The following is a 23599-nucleotide window of genomic DNA, read 5'->3' as shown; positions in this document are numbered from 1 at the left end:
TGCATGCAAAAGATTATACGTCCTGCTGCCGCAATGACGATCGGCGCCCTGCTAATCGCTTTCGGCTTCAACCAATTTATTATCCCGAATTACATCATAACTGGCGGACTGGCCGGCGTAGCCATGATCATTGGCTATGCCACACACATTAGTATTGCCTTGATGTACTTCGTATTAAACATCCCGATTGCCGTCTGGGGCTGGCGGTCGCTCGGCAGAAGATTTATATGCTGGAGCATCTACTCCATTATCATTACCACGCTTGCCTTACGTTTAATTCCTGTTACTCCTATCGTAGGCGACGCCTTGCTGGGCGCTGTATTCGGCGGGGTTATCGTCGGGTTTGGCAACGGTCTTACGTTGCGTGAGGGAGGGTCGACAGGAGGTGTCGATATTGTAGCCTCGATTTTGACGCAAAAACGCGACCTTTCCGTGGGCATGCTGATTTTTTTGCTCAATTCCTGCATTGTGATGGCGCTAGGCATCATTTCCCGCAATCTGGACATCGCGCTTATGTCGCTTGTCTCCATTTTTACTACAGCCAAAGTTATTGATGTCATCCATGTTCGTCACATCAAAATTACTGCTTTCATCATTACTTGCAAGTCGGAAGCTTTGCTTGCAGCATTGCTGCCGCGTCAGCGCGGAATCACGATCGTGCAAAGCCGCGGTGCATATTTACAAACGAATCAGGAAATGCTCATGACAGTAACGACACGTTATGAACTGGCTGAACTGAAGCATATCATTTCTAAAACAGATCCTCAAGCTTTTGTTAATCTGGTCGAAACGGTTGGCGTGATTGGCGACTTCAGACGGCGAGAGTTTTAAGCTGTATTCAGCAATATTGGCATTCATGGAATTTTAAGTCCAGCCCTAGGTTTTTCTTTTTGCTCCTGATATAATAATACTATCCCGTAGTTCAAGTTTCATGCCAGACGTTTTTGCCCTACTAATCTCAGGTGAAAGGGTGATGCTTCATGGATATGGAAACCGTAAAACTGTCGCGGATTGTTGAAAAACTTGCACCGGAGCTAGTACCTTTCCTTACGGCGCGGGAACTGGATCTGAATATCGTGCTACGTGAAGGGCTGGCAATACTGGAGCCGGAAGACGCGATGGAGATTGTGCAGCACAGTATATGCGAGCATCAGAGCAAAGCGTTATTGCAATGAGAAATATTTTCAGGCGCTGCTTATCAGACAGCGCACAACCAAGACGGGACGCTTCGGCGCTCCCGTCCTTTTAATTTTCCGCAACGAATTATACAAATTTATACAATGAATTCATGTCCGCAGAGGTTTGTGTAAACAAGCGCACGATCTTCTCATCAAAATAAGTCCCGCTTTGCAGCATAAGTTCGGCCATCGCCAACTCTACCGTGTACGGAGTTTTGCCCGCTTTGCTGGTCATTTTGTCATCGAACGCATCCAAAACGGCACAAATCCGAGCAAAATACGGAATTTCCTCCCCCTTTAAACCTTCCGGATACCCGCTCCCGTCCCAGCGCTCATGATGGTGCTGAATCATTCGCAGAACAATTGGATTTTCTAATGCGTGATTTTCAACCAGCTCGGCGCCAAGCACCGGATGAAGCTTCATAATTGTCCACTGCTGGCTTGTCAGACATGGTTTATTTTCCAATATAGAGAGCGGTATCATCGTTTTGCCAATATCGTGCAGGAAGCATCCGCGTCGCAGTAACGCCTTCTCCCTCTCGTCAAGACCGAGCACCTCCGACAATTTTTCCGAAAGCAGTGCTACCCGTACACTATGCTGATAAGTTTCTGTACTTTTTTGCTTTAAGAAAACCATCCACTTCGCCACATCCATCCTCTGGGACAAATAAGCAGGTGTCACGACTGTTCCGATATCGATGATGCTCACCCCAAATCTGTCCTCCTTCCAGCCACAATTTCACTTCTACAATGCAGAGAATATGGCGTCAAACCATTTTCGACTCTATTTTTTTAACATTTTATGTAGAGAGCGGAATAAAGAAATGTAATTTGTATATATGCGTGCAGTGAATGTCGTACAATAATAGTTGTCCGACATTTTTGCGGACAAAACGACATTTTTTTCTTGCGATCCCCTTTTACTATAGGTTATTAATCCTAATATTTCAAGGTTGAACGATTTGCGGAAGTTATTAGGATACAACTTTATGACTATTGACTATTCTCATCAAAGAAGTTTTTTAGGCTATCCTCTACATAATCAGTTGCCGCTTTCTTCAATTGCTCTACAGTGTGCAAGTACCGTTGGGTTGTATTAATATGCGAATGCCCCAATGTTTCCTGGACTTGCTGCAATGAGGCGCCATGGAGCAAAGCAAGCGTTGCATTTGTATGACGGAGCCAGTGCGGGGTCAGCGGCTTTTCAATGCCGGCGTCTATACCAGCCTTGCGGATAATACGCTCGATTTGACGCGGAGAAATAGAAAATATACAGCCGGCAGCATTCTTCTTCTGCTGCTGCAAAACGCCCTCCAATTCTGCTGTCGGCTCTTCCTCTTGTGCCGGTATCCGAAGGAACTCCGTATATAGATCCCACAGCTGGGCAGGGACTTTAATTTCCCGGTCTTTTCCGCCTTTGCCGCTTTTCACGGTAAGCCATCTCGTCGTTCCCAGTGCATCTGTATAAAAATGCTCCGGCTTGATTGCACACAGTTCTGATACGCGCAGGCCGAGCATTACAAGCGATAAACCAATTAAATAGTTGCGTTTGCTCTGTTTGCGTAAACTGTGCAGCAGCGCTTCGACTTCCCCCTTTGTCAAATAATTCCGCTTGCTTGTTATAGGTGTTGGCGGCAGGCGGATTGATGTTGTCGGGTTATGCTGAAGCAAGCCGATGTTCGGATCGCTTCCCCATTTATAGAAAGACTTGAGCGGTGCGATTAACGCCGCAATACTTGCAGGCGCCAGAGGTTTATTCGACAAGCTGATCCCGCCCTGAGCCAAAGCCATTTTATATGCTTGAACCTCTTTCCACGTCACCTCTTTTAGGGAACGGTAAGATAGAAAAAAGCGAAAATGTTCAATTGCGCGCCAATAATTTCTTGCAGTATTTTCCGAACGGCTGCAAACAGCTAAAAACATTCGAATCATTTGTTCGTCACTATATTCGCCGGAAGATGCTGTTTTTAGTATGGTCCATTGCGAAGTTTCAAACGTTCCTTCTTGTTGTCTCATGGCTGCCTCCTTCTGCAGAATGTCGGACAACTATTATTGTACGACATTCACTCCCACCTCATAGATCGACTGTTTTACGCCATTTTTTGAGTCGTAAAAATAGTAACGCCTTGAATCAATCCCTGCGCATCAATTGATTCAAGGCGTTTTTTGGCACTAATGGACATCGCTGTCCTTTGATCGACCTCCAATGTTGCAGATCGTGCAACAAAACAAGGGGTGATAACTGGTCATGGGCTAAATTGTTGCACGAAATGCAAGATAAAGCTAGTCTTACCTGCTGAATTGCACTGAAATGTTGCACAACGTAATTTTGCCCATAAACCACCATCACGCCTTCAAAATATTGCATTTTGTACATCTGCCATGCCTCGATTGATGCCACTGATTTTTTGCCGAAGGTGGATGCATAGACTGCCAACTTGAAGGTATGCGGCAACCGTTATTTCCATATTTTCTTTCCTTGAATAGCTGATTCGGCGAAAATAACGGCTCTGCTCTCAGGTCCGTTTAGAATCAAAACACACCCCGTGATTACCGCTCCCCGGCGAATCAGCAGCAAGCATCAAGAACAAAGACGAAACGCCGCGAATCCCGTTGTGGGCGCGGCGCTTGTTTTCGCAAATAATCATTGGCGTTCGTAACTCTTCCGTAATCATTGCCTCAGGCCAGGAAAAGCACTCAGATCACATTATTGTTCCGGACCACTTTGCTCGCAATAGCGGAAACATCGCTGTAAGCGGTTCCCAAAATGTCGATTCCTTCATTATCGACCATGATCAGCTTGCCCGTGTTTGCCGTGTTCACGGCAACTACCTGTACGCACGATGCAGCATACGTTCCAGATACCCTAACCCCCATGGCAGAACCGTACTGGCCGACTCTTACCGCTGTTTGGCAATCATGAGCTTCCGTGCCATCGCAGGTCAAGTAGGTACCCCTGGCAGCATCGATGACGATATCGAAGCCTTCACCCGCATTACCGTTAGCCGACATCCGGTTCCCCATGACTACCGCTGCTACCGCTCCTCGAACGCCGTCCTTCTTGTAGCAAACGAATTTATTATAACTGACCGAGCCGCTTGAGCAATTGGCAGAAGTCCGCCGGATGACCTGAACCGGATTGCCCCAATAATCTTTGCCGTTAGCGTAATAAAACTTGTTACGGTCTACATCGATATGGCGAGTGCCGGACTGGGCCGTAATATATACGGCGTTGTTAGTCAGATTGTAATGCTCGTTATCGCAGTAAGCCACATCGAAGCTGTCGAGCGCCCGGAACACATAGCCGAACACTCCGTCGATTAGATTGCCGAAAATTTTCACTTTGTTGGGACCGAGGGTATAGTCCGTCACTTTCCCGCCTGAATCCTGATTTTTGTAATGGACAACGCTAAATAACGATTCCCCGCTCGCATAGGGATTATCTACGTTCTTGATGATATTCCCCGTGGCGATAACGGCCTCTTCCCTTCTTCCCGGGTTGATGGAGGTTCCTTTGACTGGGTCATCCCGATAGATACACTTGATATCGAGTATGTTCCAATGATGGTTCTTGATCACGTTATGGCTGAAAATCGTCCGCGAGCCGTCGGTGAACATATCCACGCAATCGCGGTACACATCTTCGAATATATTGTCCGTAATGATGTTGTCGTGACGTCCAAGCGCATTCTCGTTGGCCAAATCGTTCGTATCACTGGACAGCTTGATCGCATCCCCCCACGGGACCGTTGTGGCGACCGTCTTGTCCGCGTTCAGAACCGCCTTTGAATTCCCGCCAGTAAAATAATTGCCGGAAATATGCGTCCCCCGGCCCGACGTGGCCAAAATCATGTAGCTCGCATCCCGCAGCTTGGAATGGCATACGGACACGTTGAAGCCTGTAATTTCCAGGCAACATTCCTGATGGCCGTTTCCCCGGAATTCGGCAAAAACGACTTGTACGTGGTCGGCCTCAACCAGCATTGCTCTCCGATTGTCCGTTCTGAGCGAATCGTCTAGGACTGGGGAATGGACGACGCAGCCTGCGCTGGCAACCCGGATACAGCCTGTGATGCCCTTGAAAACAGCTTTGCGGCAATCCAGCGTATGCGCTTCCTTAATGATCACATCACCGTCGTAGACGTAAGTCATCTTGGGCGTAGCGCTTACTGCATACTCCGTTACTTGGAATGCGGCAGCCATTCGGTTGGCATTATGAACTGCGGCCGAGACATTATCGCCGCTTATTACCCCAAAATCCTCCAAAGCAAGCTGGCTGCCAAGTCTTTTCCAAAACCATCCGGGTTTTCCCGACTGAAATACGGACCCGCCATTATCCACAAATTCACCCTCTACCGAGACAAGTATCCCGCCTCCCGCCCCAGGTGAGTTAGCGTAATAACCTGCCAAGTAAATTTGCTGCCCTTCATATTCAGGCAGCACGGTTCTAAGCTCGTCCACACTCGCTGCATATCTATCTGCTTCGAACGTTTCTTTTTTCTTTTTCCCATATACGTTTTCTATAACCGAGCTCCCGTTCGCCACGGACGCGCCCAAACTCAAGGCTGCTCCGGCCATGCCAAGCATCGCCAACATTTTTCTCCGGCTTATTGCCGGCTTGTGATCGTGATCCTGTTCCGTCATTTTCCCAGTCTCCCTTCTTAAGGTGGAAACGTTGCCAGCAGACGAATCCTGCCGAAATAAGCCTCCTCCATCATCGATCCTTTACGACTTCAACGACAACACGCTTTCGTTTTCCGCCGGCTCTTAGCAGAATTTAATTACGTGCAGCTGTACCGATCCGTATCGGATGAGTGTGGCGTATACCTCCCTCTCATGACCACTTCCTTTCCCAAGAAAATTGGCAGATCATCGTACCCATTCGAAACGTAACATGAGCGTTTGCCATCCGAAACCTTCATTTTTTGCTCGGTCATCCTTTTTTTGCGCAGAACAAAAATAGCCTTTCCCCGCAAAAGAAAATGCTTGCAATTCACTATGATTTCCTTCAGACACGTAGGTCGTTAAATACGTCCCAAAATGAGTACCATCGGAGGGTTCGCGGACATCTCAGTTCATTTCTTTCTATAACAGACTCGGTCCGCTTGAGTCCGCTTCGCCCGCGATTACCAAAGGATAGCAGCAGATGTCCAGCATAAGAGCGGCAGGCCGCGGCATCAATTTCCTTTCAACAAAAAAAAGCTCTATTCCATCTCGCCAGCGATCTGGAATAGAGCTTGTCCTTTACTTTATTGTGACAAACGGCTAGCCAAATTGTACATTTCCATGTTAAATGGCTTTTTAGAGCTAATAATTTTATCCAGATCCGTTACGGTCAGCTCGCCATTAACGATGCCGCAGCCTTTGGCAGTTTCGCCCTCCATAAGCTTGCGAACGGCGAAATCGCCCAGCCGGCTAGCGAGAATACGGTCATTATGAGTCGGACAGCCGCCGCGCTGAATATGGCCCAGCACAGTAACGCGCGCATCGATTCCGTTGCGCTTGGCAATTCCTTCCGCGATTTCATTCACGTTTCCGGCGCCCTCAGCGACAACAACGATACTATGGCGCTTGCCGGATTGGAAATTTTCGTACATCCGGCCGGAAATCGCATCCAGATCAATCGGCACTTCTGGAACGAGTATCGTCTCCGCTCCGCTCGCCAGTCCGGCATATAGAGCAATATCGCCACAATGGCGGCCCATTACTTCTACGATAGAGGAGCGCTCATGTGAAGTCATCGTATCGCGCAATTTATTGATCGCATCGACTACGATGCTGACTGCTGTATCAAAACCGATTGTAAAATCGGTAAATGGAATATCGTTATCTATCGTTCCAGGCAGACCCATCGTCTTGATGCCAAGCTTGCTAAGCTTGTTAGCGCCGTGATAGGAGCCATCTCCGCCGATGACTACCAAACCGTCGATTCCGCGCTCCCGCAGTACGTCAGCCGCCTTCTGCTGGCCCTCAGGCGTCATAAATTCCTTGCAGCGGGCAGTCTGCAAAATCGTGCCCCCGCGCTGAATGATGTCGCCTACACTGCGAAGGTCCATCGGGCGGATATCATTATTGAGCAGCCCTTGATAGCCGCGTTGTACGCCGAATACTTCTAATCCGTGAAACAGTCCGCTCCTTACTACAGCGCGTACCGCTGCATTCATGCCTTGCGAGTCGCCGCCACTTGTAAGTACGGCAATCGATTTAATTGCTGACATGTCTTCTCACTCCCCAACCATTGATTCATGTTGCATTTACCTGTAATGCTGCAAATCGCTATAATAAATCTCCCAATCGCAGTAACAGTTGCCGCTCTCTCTGGTCAGTTGGCAGCTTGCTGCACTTTGCTCGGCAGATGCGACTCTCGACTCGGATTAATCGTGACGCCGCACGCCAATTTCCTGATTGAGGCGGTACCAGATATGCAAATCATTAATTCTGCTGGCCAGTTCCGCTATATCAGAATTTAAGGCGCATGAGCGTTCGAAATTTTCCTCCTCGTACAATAAAGACTGCTTATGATTGATCAACTTCTCAAACCCGAAAATCCGATCCGGTATCGAGCCGCGGATCAGTTCCCATTGTTCAACAATATTTGCGCGCTCAGTTTCACTATAGCCCTCCCACTCGCGCTCCAATGCGGGAAGCTCAATACCGAGCCGCTCATTGAGTACAAAATAATTCACTGGATTAAAAACCTCCACCAATTAATGTACCATTTCAGATCGTACAAATCTAGCTTGAAAATTAATGATGACGCTTTCTTGCATTCATTGTCAGTAACTTGCACTGTAAATCTCTATTTCCACCAATAAAACAAAAGATATTCCCACATACCCTCCCTTTATTCTCCAACAATTCATGATATACTGAATAACAATCTCTATTTATACTATTCTGATACAATCGCTGCTTCTGCGGCGATCATTTATTTCATTGGAGTGATCGAAACATCATGAGATCAACCGCATCAGACTGCAAAGCTTCTATAAGCAAGACGGCCAAAAAGGAAACCAATATTTTGCGGCTATTTACGTTCAGCTCCTATATGACTGTAGCGCTGGTCGTTTCTTACTTCCCTCTCTATTTTATGGACCGCGGCTACAGCGAGGCCCAGATCGGTATCCTGTACGCTACTGGCCCCTTTATTTCTCTGTTCGCGAATTTGATTTTAGGCATCGCCAGCGATAAATACCGGACGATTAAAAAAATACTTACCTTAATACTATTCGGACAGTTAGTGATGGTGTCAATGCTGCTTACGACAGATTCCTTTATCGTTGTCTGCATCATTATGACGGCCTTCTATTTCTTCCAAACGCCGATGAATCCATTGAATGACAGCCTGATCTTATTGTCCAGCCAATATACAGGAACCCCTTATGCGCTAGTTCGCATTTTCGGCTCGCTGGGCTTTGCCTTGTCGGCCTTCTTTTTCGGGCAATTGTTGAAATATACCGGCACCTCTGCCGCACTCTGGCTGAGTATGCTTACGATCGGGTGCGCTTTGGCCATTTCCTTTTTGCTGAAGGACTATCAAGGCTCTCTTAAAAAAATGGAATTTGGCGGCTTTTTCAAGCTCATTCGCAAGCCTGAAGTCGTCAGTTTTTTTGCGCTTATATTAATCATTTCAATTTCGCATCGCATGTATGAAGGCTTTCTAGCCGTTACCCTGCGGCAAATGGGCGCAAGCGACTCCCTTGTCGGCGTTGCCTGGCTCACCTCGGCCGCGAGCGAAATACCGATATTCTTTTTACTCGGCAAGTACGGGCATAAATTCAAGGAGCTGCCGCTGCTCGCGATCGCCAGCCTCATGTATGCGCTGCGTTTCTGGCTGATCACTCAAATTTCGTCTCCGGTATGGGTCATTCCGGTTCAGGGTATGCACAGCGTAACCTTCGGCATCTATTTTGCCACCGCCCTCCGTTACCTGTCATCAATCATTCCCGATGAATATCGCGCCTCCGGACAGGCTGTCTATGCTGTTGTATGGAGCGGCTTTGCCGGTATTATCGGAGGTACGCTGGGCGGGTATATTTATGAGCATGGGGGAAGAAGCTCTTTTTTCCAGTTTGGCATGGTTCTCGCGCTTCTGGCAAGCGCCGGATTTCTGTTCAAACATCTGCACAATCGTGCAAAGTAGGGGCGCCGATGTCCTACCTAAAAAATGCCGTCTCCTACAAGGAAACGGCATTTCTTTGTTTATTGGCCCTTGTCTTTTTGCTGCAGTTCGATCAACCGATCGAGCCGCTCGATAATGAGTTGATCATTTTTCAGCTTTTTGCGACCGTTAATCTCTATGCCGACTAAGGTCAGAATAATAATGATCAGCAATACAATTCCCATTCGTCCAACTTCCTCTCCATAAATAATGAGAAGGTGTCCAACTGGCTGTATGCTAACTCATGATGTCGCGGACACTTAGGCTGCGCGATAACGACTGTGAGTACATCTCATATTAAAAAATCCCCGACATTGCTGTCGAGGATTGTGATATACGCAACTACACTTGATTATAAGAAGTTTCGGTATGAAACGTAGTCTTACAATTTTGTGACGTTTGCTGCTTGCGGTCCACGGTTACCGTCAGTGATGTCGAACTCAACCTGTTGGCCTTCGTCCAAACTTTTGAAGCCATCGCCTTGGATTGCAGAGAAGTGTACGAATACATCGTCGCCGTCCTCTACTTGAATGAAACCGTAACCTTTTTCTGCGTTAAACCACTTAACTGTTCCTTTCAATTGAACAACCTCCTAAAATAACTGCCGTTTTAAACGGCAAGTACGTTCATTATACACATACTGGTGATAAATTGCAATTAACAGACAACTTCATGAGAAAAACTTCTATTGAAGTCCTTCGAGGATGAGCGACCACGTTTAAAGGTAGTTTTTATCGCCAATAAGAATTTTTTTTCCGCACAGCTTGGAAACTTATAAATTCTTATGTGGTTACAAAAGCTTTATCTTCAAGCCATATTCCGAACCTGGAATAAATGGCAGTGTGCTCTTGAACAATTCCGACTTGCCGCCAAAACGGCGTACCTCCTCCATCACCTGCTCCAAATGCGGATATTGCTCCATCTGCAAGGTCTGAACCGGGTAAATGAGAACCTCTTGCCTGCTGACACGCATCATCTCGGCAATCGACTGCAGATGAAATTGAACATCGAACTGGGCAGCATACAAAAACAGAAAATGACTGCACAGCACCCGGTCAAAGCTGTCATCTACAAAGGGCAGATCCGGCAAACTGCCGCTCACATAACAATTTCGCCCCTGCTCCCCTGTACAATGCGCAGCAAACTTTTCTATCGAAGCGAGCCGGCACTCCCGATGGCGCTCAAGATCGCCATAGTACGTCCAATCGAATTGATCCTTGAGAGCCGCCAGCTTGCCGGTCGAGGTCTCGATCTCGGCTCTTGCCTCGGCAATCCACGCCGCGCGCTCCTTCCCATATCGCGGATCTACCGCTGTAGCGCTGCAGCCGCGCGCCGCCGCTTCTGCTGTAAAAGAGGCACCTCCGGCGGCAATATCTAATGTCGATCCTTGCAGCAGCTGCTCCTCCGTTAAATCAAACATGCATAAATACTCGTCAAATCCCCGGCATGTCATAGCGACACCCGCTTGCTCATAAGCCTTCATCATCGCTTGCTCTCCTCCGCTCCGCTCATCTCAGACTAAACTGCTCAGCTCTTTTCTATACTCTGAAGAGTATAGTTGCCACATTCTAGCATAATTTAAAGTTGCTTTCTACCCCTTTTTATCGCTATGATGATGAGGAACGATGGATTATTATTGGAGGATTCGAACATGTTCAAAAAACATCAGATTTATAAAACCGACAAATACAATATGCTCACCGTTGAGGTGCAGGGCAAAACGATCATTGTACGGGAAATTTCGGATCAATGGGGAGAAGAATGCCATACCTTCCTGAGCAGGCCGGAAATGCTGCACTGGGCGGAGAACCGCTTCCGCCAGGAAGATTTTGTTGGCAATGAGGAGCAGCTGCAAGCTATTATGGACGGTTTTCGCGCCGTTTAGCGTCAGACAAGCAGGATAAAACATAACAGCAGCGAACATATCAAAGGTACAGCCTGCATACGTTGCGAAGGAGAGTAATTGCCAGGTGGATACAACCGCTACGATTATTTTTATTATTGTCTCATTTTCATTGGGGCTGATCGTCATTATGCAGCGCGATCGGGTTCCCGCACAACTGCGTCGCTTCGTTGCGATTTCATCCATTTTCTTTATTGCGTTTGCTTTTTTTCTTATCGTTTACAGCCTTGCGACGATGAATGGATAATACGCAGTCATAATGATGCCGCAACCGGGTCACACTAGGTGCATTCTAACAACAATGGGAGTGTGATCCGACAGTTGCGCTGGCTACCGCTTGTATTATCTTTGTCACTTCTGCCGGGCTCTTTTTTGCCGCCGGCTGCCAAGACTACGGCCCTTGCTGCAAACGAGCCGCTAGCTACCACTAAACCAGGGAGGATTCCAATGAACCAAGTACCGAAAAGATCCGATATCGACGTCCAGCACCGCTGGAAGCTGGAAGATTTGTTCGCTACCCAGGCTGAATGGGATAAAGAATATGCCGAAGCAAAAGAGCAAATGAAGCGAATTGCCGCTTATCACGGCAAATTGTCCGATGCCAAGCAATTAAAAGCCTGCTTCGAGCTGGAAGACCGTCTTTCCCTCCATGTGGAGCGTCTTTATGTCTACGCCAATATGAAGCATCATGAAGATACAGCCGAGCCTACCTACCAGGCATTGTCCGACAAGTCTAAAAAGCTGTCTGTAGAGACTGGCGAAGCACTTTCCTTCATTACTCCGGAAGTTCTCAGCCTGTCCGATGCCGAACTGGATGCTCTTATCGCTAATGCCGAATTAGCTAAATACCGTCATACGCTGGAAGAAATGCGCCGGCAGAAAGCGCATATTTTATCCAAGACAGAAGAAGCGCTGCTTGCTCAGGTCGGCAATATCAGCCAGGCTTCAAGCACAATCTACAGCATGCTGAATAATGCCGACATGAAGTTCCCTAAAGTGAAGGATGAGCAGGGCAACGAGGTTGAACTGACTCACGGGCGCTACATACAATTTCTTGAAAGCAAAGATCGCAATGTGCGCAGTGCTGCGTTCAAAGCGATGTACGAGACGTATGGCAAATTAAAAAATACCATCGCCTCTACTTTAAATGCCAACGTGACGAAAAATGTATTTTATTCACGGGCACGCAAATATCCTTCAGCATTGGAGATGTCGCTCTACGGCGATAATATTCCGAAGAGTGTATACACGAACCTGATCGATACAATTCATAAATATATGCCGCTTATGCATCGCTATATGGAGCTGCGCAAAAAGTTGCTTAGAGTGGATGAGCTGCATATGTACGACCTGTTCGCTCCACTTGTAGAAGAGTACGACATGAAAATTACATATGACGAAGCTAAAGCGACTGTGGCCGACAGCTTGCATCCGCTCGGCTCCGATTACTTGACTGCGCTGCAAAAAGGCTTCAACGAAGGCTGGATCGACATTTACGAGAATGAAGGAAAACGGAGCGGCGCATATAGCTGGGGCGCTTACGGCACTCATCCGTATGTCTTGCTCAACCATAAAGACAACTTAAACAGCATGTTCACCCTAACGCACGAAATGGGCCATGCTCTTCACTCCTACTATTCCGACGGCAATCAGGATTATCGCAACGCACAGTATACGATCTTCCTGGCAGAGGTAGCCTCAACCTTGAACGAGGCGCTGCTGATGGACTATATGTTGAAGAAATCGACCGATCCGAAGGAAAAAATGTACCTGCTCACTTACTACGCGGACCAATTCCGGACGACGGTCTTCCGGCAAACGATGTTCGCCGAATTCGAGAAAATCATTCACGAGAAGGCTGAGCAAGGCGAGTCGCTGACACCGCAAGATTTAAGCAAAATCTACTATGATCTGAACGTGCAATATTACGGGCCTGGCATGGTCGTCGACCAGGATATTGAAATGGAATGGGCACGTATCCCGCATTTCTATACGAGCTTCTATGTTTACAAATATGCAACAGGCTTTTCCGCGGCAACAAGCTTTGCCAAGCAAATTCTCGATGAGGGCGAGCCGGCAGTCGAGCGTTACCTTGGCTTCCTGAAGAGCGGCGGCAGCGACTTCTCGATCAATATTTTGAAAAAGGCTGGCGTCGATATGTCTACGCCTGAGCCGATTGAGCAAGCGATGAGCGTATTTGAGGACTTGATTAACCAAATGGAGCAGTTAACAAAATAAACCGACAAAAACCCGCCGTGAGGGCAATCTTGCTCCGCAGCGGGTTTTTGTCGGCAACAGACAGGCTCAACTAAATTCAATACAGATGGCAACGACAGCGAAAGGCGGCACCGGAAAGGCAACACGGGTCCCTTCTACTTTAACGGTGTTCTCTCTAGCCAATCGCTGCTCCAGCGAATCCACAGCATAAGCCGTCTTAACAGGACGAAATAATTCCACAACAACCGTAGACCCCCGTCCCTCCGTATCGTAAGCTCTAACAATCCACTGCTTGCCTGCAGCAGCTTCCGGCATCTTGAGTGCCGAAATAGCCGCTTCACCTGCAACTAGCTCCATAAAGCTTCCTGCAAGCGGCATCGTTCCGGTATGCAAGGTGCCGGATAATACGTTGAACGGATGGTTCACACGATACGCCGTTTCAATCAGCTCGCTGACCGCAGCGCCTCCATCCACAACACAGACCGACATGGAAAAACGATGATGATCGCCTAGCTCCGGATAAGGATCCGGATCGAATGAGCTGCGAATAAGGGAGACATTTAACGATTGCTCACAGCCGCGGAAGCCATGCTTGCTGTCGGTCACAATCATAATCGCCGGCTTATCCTTTTCACGCCGCATGCCATATATCCAGCTGTTCCCCGGTACATCCATATTGCTGGATGAACGGACAATCGTCCCGAACGGCACATCATAGCGGTAGCCTTCCTCCTGATATGCCAGCGGCCAATGAAAATTCAATTGCGGAATACTTTGCTGCTCGCTCCCGATCTCCTGCCAGTCGCATTCAGCATGAAAGTCGAGCTTCGAGCTGTGACAATCAAGCGATACCGTCACGGACAATGCCGAACGCCCAAACTTCATAACATATTGGAAAGCTTGCCGCGCATCTCCCCAAGCGGCACGCTTCAATTTCACCCCTTCATGCAAATGCTTCATATCCATATAACGCCCAACCCACCAGGCCGTCATTCCTTTAGCCGGATCCTCCTGAATAAGCCGGAATATGCCGGCAGGACGTTCAGGGTGGATAAGCTGCTCTCCGCTAGGCTTATGCAGCAATGAAATAATTGAAGCTTCACCGGGATGAAGAGCAACCCGAAGCAGATCATTTTCCAGAATGAACGGCTCCTCGCGGTCCACCCGCGGATCGGTTGGCATAAATGGCTTAACACTGCCCGCTCCTTCCGACACGGTATATGTACTATAGCCGCATGCTGGTGCTTTCGCCCATATAAGAAGACGAATATAGTGATGGCTCCAATATGTATGAAAACCCTGATCCAACACTTGATGCACTACCGCCTGGCCGGCGCTGTCTCTCACGGATACAGCATCATTCGGACAATGCCAATCCCAAAGAATGATCTCGGCAACCTCTTCCCGCTCATAAGCCGAAGCATTAAAGATATGGACAATCCGGGTATTGCCGAAGCCGCGCTCGACTTGGGAAATTTTAAACCGCTCTGCTCCAAAGCCAACGCCCGCTCCCTCTGAATAAGTCCACTTATCATCTGGAAGGGCAGGCTTGCATAGATGCGATGTATCAATCATAGCTGCAATTTGCTCCAGCGCCAGCTTGCGATTCGTGTTGGCCAGCGCCAACGTTTGCTGAAAGAGACCGAGAGCATGCTCTCTCGTAGCAATCACACCCGAGCCTGGTAAAATATCGTGAAATTGATTGAACAATACATTTCTCCATGCTTCTTCATAAGCAACTTGCGGATACCGCATATCGGCAGCCGCAGCGGCTGCAGCACTGAATAACTCCGCCTCATTCAAGGCTGCTTCGCCAATCCGGTTCGCTAGCTTTATCCGGCTCTGCGACGTATAGCAGCCTGCGAATACGCCATTCAGTTCCCCCGTAACGACAGGCAAATCCGCTCTTATCTCCTCAGCCTCACGGAAATAATCGGCGAAGGTGCCAAACCGGATTTTCGGATAGACCGGCCAGCTCTGCATATCGCGAAACCGCTCCAAATCTCTGCGTGTCGGTCCGCCGCCATGATCACCCACACCATATACGTTCAAATAGGTTTTTAATCCTGTCCGGCGGCAAACATCCGGTATATAGGAAGCCAGCATAGGCTGCGCGCTGTCGTTATACCAGGTTGGCTCACGATAGACGATGACAGAATTGCCGGAAGGAGACTGCCAACGATACAAAATATGCTCATCATGGCCGCGGCAATGATAATAATAGCGCACACCGCCAGCGGTCAATATTTCGGGAACATGCAAGCTGTGTCCAAATGTGTCCGGCTCGAAATCAATTGTCAGGCTATTAGGGTCAAGCTCCAGCATCTGGGACAAATAGTTTTTCGCGTAAAGCAGATGTCTGGCCATGCTTTCGCCATTCGGCATATTTTTATCCGCTTCGACCCAATGTGTCGCCGTTACCTCCCAGCGCCCTTCTTTAATTCTCTGCTTAATCTCGTGCAGCATATCAGGCGCAAATTGCTCAACAATGCGATAGATGGCAGCCTGTGATTGCGAATAAATAAACTCCGGATATTCCTTCATCAAATTTAACATCGTACAGAGCGTATCGAGGACCACCGCTACCGTCTCATCCCAAGACCACATCCAGTTCATATCGATATGCGCGTGAGCGGCACAATGGATCGTGTAGCTTCTAGCTTCAGCTGCTAGCGGGCTGAGCAGCTGCTCTACTTGATGTGCAGCCTGCTCTGTAATAACAGCTTCTGCAGCCGCACGCGCTTCAAGAGAAGCAAGCGCCGTCTCGATAATTGGCTCATACTGCCCGTTATTCACTTTGGACATCTCCTGGGCGAACACCAATTGAGCCAGCGCACGTTCTCCCCAATAACCCGGCTTGGCAGCGATTTTTTCGTCCCAGTAGCTTTGCGGAGCCCGTCCCAGCAAGCGCCGCAATCTCGATTCGATCGAATTCATACTGTGTACCCTCCCTCTCCGATATCTGTCACACCCACCCATAGCGTGTCCTGCTCATCCGCATATGTGAATACAAGCTTTTGGCTGTCCGGACTGAAGGACGGGTGAGGATGCCCTGGATGTATACCGCGGCAAGGCAGCTCGCAAAGCAGCTTCGACTGTCGCGTAGCGAGATCAATCAGCACAATTTTCGATTTCCCCGCTTCTTGCGTATCTGCTGCTGCATAGCGGCCATCAGGACTCACGCTTACATGCCAATATAAATAATCGCCGTTAATGAATGTCTGACTCTTTCCGTTCCGATCTGCATAATAAACTCCGGCAGGCTTGTGCGGGCTGTGCGCATACTTGACAAAGTATAGCCCGCTTCCATCGCTTGCCCACATTTCGTGACCGACATATTCCACATGCTTGCCGTTCTCGTCCCGTTTCTGGGCAAAAACATTATACTTGCTTCCTGTAGCAGTACTCGCTACCCATAACCGGTCGGCAATATGCTCGGTAGCCCCTTCATGACTGTAGAAAATACAGGAGGAATCTACGGGATTAATCATCGCGTGATTCGCTACCGGGAAAGGCTCGACAAAGCCAGGCCGGGCAGCCTCCGCCACTTGACCGCTTCTTGCATCGACCGTTGCGATAACCCACTCCTGATCGCCCTCCAGCCAGTAGACCCCCAGCGTCTGGCTATCATTCGTAATGGATAAGGGGCCATGAAGTATACAATTATCATCCAGCCTGCATATCGTCCGCCTCTCTCCACTCCAGGCATGAAGGCTATACAGCTCTTGCCCTTCAAATAAATACAATTGATCGTCGCCACCAACGACGCCGCGCGGCCAGACCCCGTTATCCATCAAAATTTGCGATTGTCCTGTCAACGTATCATGTCGAACAATTTTGCCGGCCTTCGTCTCCCGGTCAAGATCGGTCAGAACAATTAAGTGACGGCTATCTGTAAGCCAACTCATCGCTGTCGTATAATGATGAGCGGTATCACGTCCTTCATTTCCGATTGCCAGAATCGTATTCCCTGTCGTTCGATCGGTAATTTTGTGCTGAGACAGCATTGCTATCCCCTTCTTTCCATCGTCATATATGATCCCGTTCTAATTCTCGTTCCCTATATTCACCAGGCGTTAACCCGGTGCTTTTCTTAAATATGCGAGCAAAGCTGTTTACATTCGTATAGCCAACTGCTGCTGCTACATCACGAACGAGCATATCGGTGCACTCCAGCAGTTCCTTTGCTTTACGCATGCGGATCTCCATCAAGTAATCAATAAAGTTCTTTTCTGTGTGCTCCTTGAACATGCGGCTTACATGCGACATACTGAGCTTGAATTCACTCGCCAAATAATTTAGCGACAAATCGCTATGCATATAGTTTTCATCGATGAACAAGGCGATTCGATCAATGACATCATTTTTTTCCCGATTGCTGCGCTTCTCCTCCAGCAGTGTTGAATAGAGCCCCAACTGCCCGATCACATAGTCAGATAATTGCTGTATATTTTCATATTGGCTAAGCAGATCGAAGCGCTGGTGAGTTGGTACGGCATCAAGCAATAAGGGGTCAATCTCGCCTACTGCTTTCACAACCTTCATCATAAATTGCACGACCAGTTGACGGATCATATCTGCTGCAGCTCCTACACTGGCCATCTCCTCGAACCAGCGCTCGGTCTGCCGCTTCATCTTGTCGCGATCCGTCAGACGCAGCATCTCGACAATGCCATCCGTCATCGCTAGGAGCCGCAAAAACTCGCCGCTGGCAGGCTCCCGAATTTCCTCACTGGAAATAACCGCATTTCCGCCAAGAATCATTTTATAAGACAGGGCAGATAAAGCTTCGTGATACGAACGCTGCAATTGCTCCAACCCTTCCGCAATTCCCCCAACGCCAATCGAGATCGTACGCTTGAATTGCTCCTCTACATAGCTTTTAATTAACTCCGCCACAGCCAGCGTACGCAATATATTAGCTTCGCTGTCCGCTTCGGCAAAGCTGATCATGATCACAACCAGCCCTTCTCTCGCCTCAATCGCAACACCCAAGCATTCGGAGTTGATCATCTCCTCTGCTACATTGCAGAGCGCATAGCAGTAAAGCTGCAAGTCGTTAGCATTTCTTATTTCAGAACGCCGGTCAAGCTCAACTGCCAACACAATAAATTGACAAGCATGCATCGGATAGCCAATCGCTTCTAGGCTGGGCAAAAGCTCATCAGCCTTCGTTCGTACGCCGATTAATGCATCCATCACAAGCCGCCACTTAATAACAGGCGTTGATTCACGCATTTGCCGGTGCATGCGGCTGCTATCCTCCAAAATAAACGAAAGCGAAGTTTCGATATTGCCCGCCTCAATAGCGGCCATCTGCTCAGGCTCGCGCTCGTAAGCGCGGTAGGACTTTAACTGCTTGGCCACATTAGTCAGCATCCGGTTGACCGGTCTGAACATCCAGCTGTTAACCGTGACCGACATAATAGCAGCTAATACTAGCAATGCCCCGGCAATAATCAATAGCATATTGCGCACTTTGACCAGCGGCTTGCTTAAACCTGCATCGGCAACTACACTAATGATTTTCCACCCTGTATAAGGACTTTTCATATGAAACACCGTGCTGTCCGTTCCGCCGATGTTTTGGCTGAAATGCCCCTCATCGCTCGCTTGCAGCTCTGCCGCCGAAAAGCGATCATTAACATTCGTCCCAATTAGCCTCTTATCAGCATGACTAATAATGACGCCCTCGCTATCTGCAATAAACATATAGCCAATGGCCGGGTCTATCGCATGTTTAATTAAGCTATAAATGGACAGCTCATCGATGTTGAACGCTACTGCTCCCTTACGGTATCCGTCTGCATGGGTAAGCGGGTAGGAGCGGATCAGCGTCATCACATTGTGAAATACCGTATTTGAGTCATCGATGGATAGCTTTCTTGTGCCTATTAGCTGATAAAACCCTTTATACTGTGCAAAAGCATTGATCCAGTCATAATCGACATCCGGCTCCTGCTGCTGGAACGGATTCGTATGCGACCATTTTTTCTTGGCATAGGAGTACAAATCAATCGAAAAAATCATATTGTTGCTCAGCAATAAATCGCCAATACGCGTATTAATTGCAATGATATCCGCTTGCTCGGCCGCTTCGTCCTCCATAAAGGTCCACATATTGCGGCTGCGCAAAAACTGGATTGCTTCCGCATCAATCGATTTCAACACGACCAAAAGCTTGCCATTCACCTCTCGCAGCAAGGACATATTCGCTTGCTCGACTTCTGCACGCAGCTGATTCGTCGTAATAAAATAAGAAAGGCCAACCGTTATTACAATACAAAGGCTGGAAAAAAGTAAAATCACGATCTTGGCCAATTTCGAATAGCTTTGCTTCGGTCGCTGCAGCATCGCCTTGCCCCCTATAGTGTAATGACAAGGCTGCAGCAAGCGCCAGACTTGCATGCAACCTTGTCGTTGTCTTTATTTGAAATTATCCTTGTTTGCTTCATACCATTCTTGCGCTAGCGCATCCGCTTGCTCGCCGCCAGCGTTTTTATATTCCTTGCGCATCATTTCCAGTGCCTGCTCAGGTGTAATATCGCCTTTAATAATAGCCCTTGTACGGATTTCACCCATTTTCGGCCCAATGCTGGCAAATACACTGCCAATTTCCGGCATGCTTGGCACATAAGGAATATCTCTGCGGAACGGAACACTTAATGCGGTCTCGATCGCCGCAATATTCAATTTCGCCCAGCGCTGCGATAATGGATCATTCGCTGCTTTCACAAGCAGATGCTCAAGCTTGAAGGACGCTGCATCATCCTTAACAATTGCATATTCCCCAGCATACGCGACCTCTTTTTTAAACTTATCGGCATCTAACACCTGCGGCACGCCATCCACCAGCTTGTAATGTGTATTTTCGATCCCATTTTGTACAGTGAACCAACCTTTTTCAAACATCCAGTCTAAAAATTCAATGGCTGCCTTCGGGTTTTTCATTTCTTTATTGAACGCAACATAAATGCTTGCCGGTGTTTCCTGATAGCTGCTGTAATGGCCATATTTCGTAGAAAATGGCGCAAGCGGCACCGGATTGGCTTCTGGTATGTTTCTAAGCAAATCCTTCATATAACCGTCGATCCCATGGCCAACGGTGCCAAGCAATACGCCGGTCTTGCCCATTGCCCAATCCGTCATCATTTTTTGGCCATTTTTATCTGTCATATATTCTTTGTCAATGTATCCGTTTGCATATAGTGCTCTTTCAAAATTCATTGCGCCGATATTGCGGTCAACAAATAAGGAATTCGTCATTTTGCCGTCTTCGAGATACCACTGCGTGCTGTGCACTGCATATAACCCGCCTACGACGTTACCACCGGTAAACATTGAAAGCACCGGAGCATCTGTACTGCCAGACAGGCCGCTTTCCTTGAACGCTTTCAACACAGCGAAAAACTCTTCTTCCGTTGATGGCGCCTTCATTCCGACCTTATCCAGCCAATCCTGCCGAATCCACATCGCGCCATTGGCAAGCTGATTAGTCGGTCTTCTCGTCGTAATGCCATAAATTTGCCCATCGAATGACATATAAGGCTTCAGATCAGGATTGTCCTCGATATATTTTTTCAGTACAGTGCTGTACTTGTCGATATACTCGTCAAGCGGCTGGATAACCCCTTGCGTATACAAAGTTCCGATATAATTGCGGTCATAATCCCAAATTATATCCGGCGCTTCGCCAGAAGCAATTAATGTATTTATTTTTTCTCCTGCCTGATTTCGAGGGACAGGCACATAGGTTACATCAATACCCGACTGCTCGCGGATCCATTTGGTCCAGCGATTGTCCTCGTAGGAACCTTCATCAGCGGCGACTCCCCCACGATCGAACATCGATATGGATACTGCTTTAGGCAGCTTGTCATATTTATCGCCAGCTTGACCGTCATTGCCGGCTTCTGATCCCGCATTACCATTCTGAGAATCTCCACAACCGGCAAGCGCGGTTGTTAATGCTAATGTCATTGCCGCGGCAGCAGTTCCTTGCAACCAACGTTTTTTCTTTTTCATCTGTGTTGCCCTCCCGTAACGTAAAATTATATCATAAGGCGCTTGGCGCCAAATGAACAGCATTATCCTTTCACAGACCCCATAAGTACACCTTTGACGAAATATTTTTGCAAAAACGGATAAATAAGCAGAATCGGCAGTGAAGCCAGCATCGCCGCGCCCGCCCGAACGCCTTCTGGCGGCAGCGCATTGTTCTCATTGCCCGAATCGCCGAGCAGCAAGGTCGGATCAAGATTGTCAATCATTTGATAGAGCTTGACCATAAGCGACATTTTCGTGGAGCTTTTAATGAAGATGAGCACGTTATAGTAAGCATTCCACCAGCCAACCGCATAAAATAACGTCAAGGCTGCAATGACAGGCAGAGCCAGCGGAAGCACAATTCGCACTAATATCATCCAATCCTTTGCTCCATCAATCGCCGCCGATTCCTCCAGCTCGCCGGGCAAGCCCTCAAAAAAGGTTTTCATCACGAACAAATTGTAGGTGCTAAGCAGGCCTGGCAGCCATAGCGCCCAATAGGTGTCCATTAATCCCAGGCTTTTGATTAGCAAAAATTGCGGGATCAGCCCGCCGCCAAACAGCATCGTAAAAATGATCATCGCCAGCACCGGACCGCGGCCGCGCAGATCTGTCTTGGACAGCGGATATGCGGCCATAATCGTTACAAGCATATTTAGTGCGGTACCGACAACCGTCATCACAACCGTATTTTTCATGGCTACAATCAGCTGTCCGTCGTCAATTAAGTTGCGGTATGCGTCCCATGTAAATTGCTGCGGCCAAATAGACACATTACCTGCCCGAATCGCTTCTGCCGAGCTTAATGAGACTGCCATCACATTCAGAAACGGAAAAAGCGTTGAGAACGAAAAAGCCGCTAAAAACAAGTAAATCGCCGCTTGGTACAGATATCCCTTTTTCACCATAACGCCCGTTCCCCCATTGCCCGGATAATGCGATTAACCGTGATGACCAGTATTAAGCCCACAAGCGATTGCAGTAATCCGATTGCCGTGGTATAGCTGTATTGCAAATTAATTAATCCCAGCCGATAAATATAAGTGCTCATAACATCTGCTACACTCGTAACAAGCGGGTTCGTCAGCACCCATACTTGCTCAAAGCCGACATCGAACATATGCCCCATCCGCAGCACAAGCATAAGTGCAATCGTGCTGCGGATTCCCGGCAGGGTTATATGCCATATTTGCCGCAACTTGCCGCCGCCGTCGATCCGGGCGGCCTCATACAGATGCGGATCAATGCTAGACATTGCAGCCAAGTATAGAATGGTCCCAAAACCGGCGTCACGCCATATACCGGACAGCACATAAACTATTGGCCACCAAAAATTGCTGCCCATAAAGTAGATCGGGTCGACGCCGAACATTTTTAGAACGGCATTGATAAAGCCAGTGCTTGGCGAAAGCAAGCCGATCACGATTGTCCCTAAAATAATCCATGACAAAAAATGCGGCAAGTAAAGCAAATTTTGTACGACACGCTTGAACCATTCCAGCCGGACCTCATTCAGCACAATCGCAAGCGCGATCGGAACCGGAAAGCCAATGCAAAGAGAATAAAGATTAAGCAGCAATGTATTGCGAACAATTTTCCACAGATCACTGCTATGCCACAGCCGTTCAAAATGCTGCATTCCGACCCACTTGCTGCCCCATATGCCGTCCATCAGGCGAAAATCTTTAAAAGCAATAATCTCGCCATACATCGGAAAGTATTTAAAAATAATAAAGTACGCAATGACGGGAAAGAGCAGCGCATATAAAAACGGTCTCCGCTTCAAATCCCTCCAAAACGATTTGCGCCGCGCTCTCGGCTCCGTCTGTGCAGACCCCCTGGATGCTGTAGCTGAATGTGCAGCCATATGATGCTGGCAACTCCTTTCTTTTCATAATCTTCCCGATTCATATTCGATCAGGTACGATTCCAAAATAGCAGTCGCCGTCAGGACAAGGAAAGCGCCATTATTTGCGGTATGCCACATCTTTTGTTATTTCGCTGCTTCGATTTTTGCTTCGCACCTTATTTCAAGCCATACGGAGATTTCTAACAGAGGTACAACAAAAAAGACCACATCCGAATTCGGATATG

Annotated in this window: 20 protein-coding genes; 6 read left to right on the top strand and 14 right to left on the bottom strand. The window is 48.1% G+C overall.

Annotated features, from left to right (window positions below; genetic code table 11):
• The first annotated feature begins 3 nt into the window (after nucleotides 1–3).
• A complete protein-coding gene (locus tag ACFQ0N_RS31865) occupies nucleotides 4–831 on the top strand; it encodes a YitT family protein (RefSeq protein WP_379334150.1) in 828 nt (275 codons plus the stop codon).
• A gap of 149 nt (nucleotides 832–980) precedes the next feature.
• Entirely contained in the window at nucleotides 981–1175 is a 195-nt protein-coding gene (locus tag ACFQ0N_RS31860; protein WP_379334149.1) for a hypothetical protein, read from the top strand.
• An 88-nt stretch (nucleotides 1176–1263) separates the two neighbouring features.
• Here the strand turns inward: ACFQ0N_RS31860 and ACFQ0N_RS31855 are convergent, their stop codons facing one another.
• The 5 genes from ACFQ0N_RS31855 to ACFQ0N_RS31835 form a co-directional block, all read right to left on the bottom strand.
• Entirely contained in the window at nucleotides 1264–1887 is a 624-nt protein-coding gene (locus ACFQ0N_RS31855; RefSeq protein WP_379334148.1) for an HD-GYP domain-containing protein, read from the bottom strand.
• A 284-nt stretch (nucleotides 1888–2171) separates the two neighbouring features.
• On the bottom strand, nucleotides 2172–3194 hold the full coding sequence (locus ACFQ0N_RS31850) for a tyrosine-type recombinase/integrase (protein ID WP_379334146.1): 1023 nt from the start codon (nucleotides 3192–3194) through the stop codon (nucleotides 2172–2174).
• 681 nt (nucleotides 3195–3875) lie between these two features.
• Entirely contained in the window at nucleotides 3876–5822 is a 1947-nt protein-coding gene (locus tag ACFQ0N_RS31845) for a hypothetical protein (RefSeq protein WP_379334144.1), read from the bottom strand.
• 605 nt (nucleotides 5823–6427) lie between these two features.
• Complete coding sequence (pfkA, locus tag ACFQ0N_RS31840) at nucleotides 6428–7396, bottom strand: 6-phosphofructokinase (protein ID WP_379334142.1); 969 nt, start codon at nucleotides 7394–7396, stop codon at nucleotides 6428–6430.
• Between the two features lie 156 nt (nucleotides 7397–7552).
• Nucleotides 7553–7864: a hypothetical protein gene (locus ACFQ0N_RS31835; protein WP_379334140.1), complete on the bottom strand. Its 312-nt coding sequence runs from the start codon at nucleotides 7862–7864 to the stop codon at nucleotides 7553–7555.
• A 269-nt stretch (nucleotides 7865–8133) separates the two neighbouring features.
• On the opposite strand from ACFQ0N_RS31835, the gene ACFQ0N_RS31830 reads away from it, so the two are divergent.
• Nucleotides 8134–9321 (top strand): MFS transporter, encoded by a 1188-nt coding sequence (locus ACFQ0N_RS31830; protein WP_379334138.1) that lies wholly within the window; start codon nucleotides 8134–8136, stop codon nucleotides 9319–9321.
• 59 nt (nucleotides 9322–9380) lie between these two features.
• Here ACFQ0N_RS31830 and ACFQ0N_RS31825 read toward each other — a convergent pair whose 3' ends face one another.
• From ACFQ0N_RS31825 to ACFQ0N_RS31815, 3 genes are all read right to left on the bottom strand, one after another.
• A complete protein-coding gene (locus ACFQ0N_RS31825) occupies nucleotides 9381–9524 on the bottom strand; it encodes a hypothetical protein (protein ID WP_379334136.1) in 144 nt (47 codons plus the stop codon).
• A gap of 197 nt (nucleotides 9525–9721) precedes the next feature.
• On the bottom strand, nucleotides 9722–9919 hold the full coding sequence (locus ACFQ0N_RS31820; protein ID WP_379334134.1) for a cold shock domain-containing protein: 198 nt from the start codon (nucleotides 9917–9919) through the stop codon (nucleotides 9722–9724).
• 210 nt (nucleotides 9920–10129) lie between these two features.
• Nucleotides 10130–10825 (bottom strand): class I SAM-dependent methyltransferase, encoded by a 696-nt coding sequence (locus tag ACFQ0N_RS31815; protein ID WP_379334132.1) that lies wholly within the window; start codon nucleotides 10823–10825, stop codon nucleotides 10130–10132.
• Nucleotides 10826–10990: 165 nt separating this feature from the next.
• On the opposite strand from ACFQ0N_RS31815, the gene ACFQ0N_RS31810 reads away from it, so the two are divergent.
• From ACFQ0N_RS31810 to pepF, 3 genes are all read left to right on the top strand, one after another.
• Nucleotides 10991–11224, top strand: coding sequence for a hypothetical protein (locus ACFQ0N_RS31810; RefSeq protein WP_379334130.1), 234 nt, complete (start codon nucleotides 10991–10993; stop codon nucleotides 11222–11224).
• A gap of 85 nt (nucleotides 11225–11309) precedes the next feature.
• Complete coding sequence (locus ACFQ0N_RS31805; RefSeq protein WP_379334128.1) at nucleotides 11310–11489, top strand: hypothetical protein; 180 nt, start codon at nucleotides 11310–11312, stop codon at nucleotides 11487–11489.
• Nucleotides 11490–11689: 200 nt separating this feature from the next.
• Entirely contained in the window at nucleotides 11690–13480 is a 1791-nt protein-coding gene (gene pepF / locus ACFQ0N_RS31800) for an oligoendopeptidase F (RefSeq protein ID WP_379334126.1), read from the top strand.
• Nucleotides 13481–13546: 66 nt separating this feature from the next.
• On the opposite strand, the gene ACFQ0N_RS31795 is transcribed toward pepF, so the two are convergent.
• The 6 genes from ACFQ0N_RS31795 to ACFQ0N_RS31770 form a co-directional block, all read right to left on the bottom strand.
• The gene (locus tag ACFQ0N_RS31795; protein ID WP_379334124.1) at nucleotides 13547–16396 is read right to left on the bottom strand and encodes a glycoside hydrolase family 38 N-terminal domain-containing protein; all 2850 of its coding nucleotides are present in this window, start codon (nucleotides 16394–16396) and stop codon (nucleotides 13547–13549) included.
• Nucleotides 16393–17466, bottom strand: a complete 1074-nt coding sequence (locus tag ACFQ0N_RS31790; RefSeq protein ID WP_379334122.1) for a TolB family protein — start codon at nucleotides 17464–17466, stop codon at nucleotides 16393–16395. Before ACFQ0N_RS31790 ends, ACFQ0N_RS31795 begins: the two co-directional genes overlap by 4 nt.
• A 22-nt stretch (nucleotides 17467–17488) precedes the next feature.
• On the bottom strand, nucleotides 17489–19813 hold the full coding sequence (locus tag ACFQ0N_RS31785) for a helix-turn-helix domain-containing protein (RefSeq protein ID WP_379334120.1): 2325 nt from the start codon (nucleotides 19811–19813) through the stop codon (nucleotides 17489–17491).
• Between the two features lie 72 nt (nucleotides 19814–19885).
• Nucleotides 19886–21484: an extracellular solute-binding protein gene (locus ACFQ0N_RS31780; protein WP_379334118.1), complete on the bottom strand. Its 1599-nt coding sequence runs from the start codon at nucleotides 21482–21484 to the stop codon at nucleotides 19886–19888.
• Nucleotides 21485–21546: 62 nt separating this feature from the next.
• A complete protein-coding gene (locus tag ACFQ0N_RS31775; RefSeq protein ID WP_379334116.1) occupies nucleotides 21547–22413 on the bottom strand; it encodes a carbohydrate ABC transporter permease in 867 nt (288 codons plus the stop codon).
• Nucleotides 22407–23372: an ABC transporter permease gene (locus tag ACFQ0N_RS31770; RefSeq protein ID WP_379334114.1), complete on the bottom strand. Its 966-nt coding sequence runs from the start codon at nucleotides 23370–23372 to the stop codon at nucleotides 22407–22409. Before ACFQ0N_RS31770 ends, ACFQ0N_RS31775 begins: the two co-directional genes overlap by 7 nt.
• Nucleotides 23373–23599: the final 227 nt, after the last annotated feature.

Origin of the sequence: Paenibacillus sp. GCM10027626 (genome assembly GCF_042676285.1) — a bacterium.
Taxonomy (GTDB): domain Bacteria; phylum Bacillota; class Bacilli; order Paenibacillales; family Paenibacillaceae; genus Paenibacillus_Z.
Note: the sequence above shows the minus strand (reverse complement) of the source record. Positions and strands in the feature narration are given on the sequence as shown.

Excerpts from the sequence above, each read along its gene's own strand:
- ACFQ0N_RS31780 (WP_379334118.1), bottom strand. The coding sequence starts at position 21,484 with ATGAAAAAGAAAAAACGTTGGTTGCAAGGAACTGCTGCCGCGGCAATG.
- ACFQ0N_RS31795 (WP_379334124.1), bottom strand. The coding sequence starts at position 16,396 with ATGAATTCGATCGAATCGAGATTGCGGCGCTTGCTGGGACGGGCTCCG.
- pfkA (WP_379334142.1), bottom strand. The coding sequence starts at position 7,396 with ATGTCAGCAATTAAATCGATTGCCGTACTTACAAGTGGCGGCGACTCG.
- ACFQ0N_RS31785 (WP_379334120.1), bottom strand. The coding sequence starts at position 19,813 with ATGCTGCAGCGACCGAAGCAAAGCTATTCGAAATTGGCCAAGATCGTG.
- ACFQ0N_RS31850 (WP_379334146.1), bottom strand. The coding sequence starts at position 3,194 with ATGAGACAACAAGAAGGAACGTTTGAAACTTCGCAATGGACCATACTA.
- ACFQ0N_RS31775 (WP_379334116.1), bottom strand. The coding sequence starts at position 22,413 with ATGGTGAAAAAGGGATATCTGTACCAAGCGGCGATTTACTTGTTTTTA.
- ACFQ0N_RS31770 (WP_379334114.1), bottom strand. The coding sequence starts at position 23,372 with ATGGCTGCACATTCAGCTACAGCATCCAGGGGGTCTGCACAGACGGAG.
- ACFQ0N_RS31815 (WP_379334132.1), bottom strand. The coding sequence starts at position 10,825 with ATGATGAAGGCTTATGAGCAAGCGGGTGTCGCTATGACATGCCGGGGA.
- ACFQ0N_RS31810 (WP_379334130.1), top strand. The coding sequence starts at position 10,991 with ATGTTCAAAAAACATCAGATTTATAAAACCGACAAATACAATATGCTC.
- ACFQ0N_RS31860 (WP_379334149.1), top strand. The coding sequence starts at position 981 with ATGGATATGGAAACCGTAAAACTGTCGCGGATTGTTGAAAAACTTGCA.
- ACFQ0N_RS31865 (WP_379334150.1), top strand. The coding sequence starts at position 4 with ATGCAAAAGATTATACGTCCTGCTGCCGCAATGACGATCGGCGCCCTG.
- pepF (WP_379334126.1), top strand. The coding sequence starts at position 11,690 with ATGAACCAAGTACCGAAAAGATCCGATATCGACGTCCAGCACCGCTGG.
- ACFQ0N_RS31830 (WP_379334138.1), top strand. The coding sequence starts at position 8,134 with ATGAGATCAACCGCATCAGACTGCAAAGCTTCTATAAGCAAGACGGCC.
- ACFQ0N_RS31825 (WP_379334136.1), bottom strand. The coding sequence starts at position 9,524 with ATGGGAATTGTATTGCTGATCATTATTATTCTGACCTTAGTCGGCATA.
- ACFQ0N_RS31845 (WP_379334144.1), bottom strand. The coding sequence starts at position 5,822 with ATGACGGAACAGGATCACGATCACAAGCCGGCAATAAGCCGGAGAAAA.
- ACFQ0N_RS31790 (WP_379334122.1), bottom strand. The coding sequence starts at position 17,466 with ATGCTGTCTCAGCACAAAATTACCGATCGAACGACAGGGAATACGATT.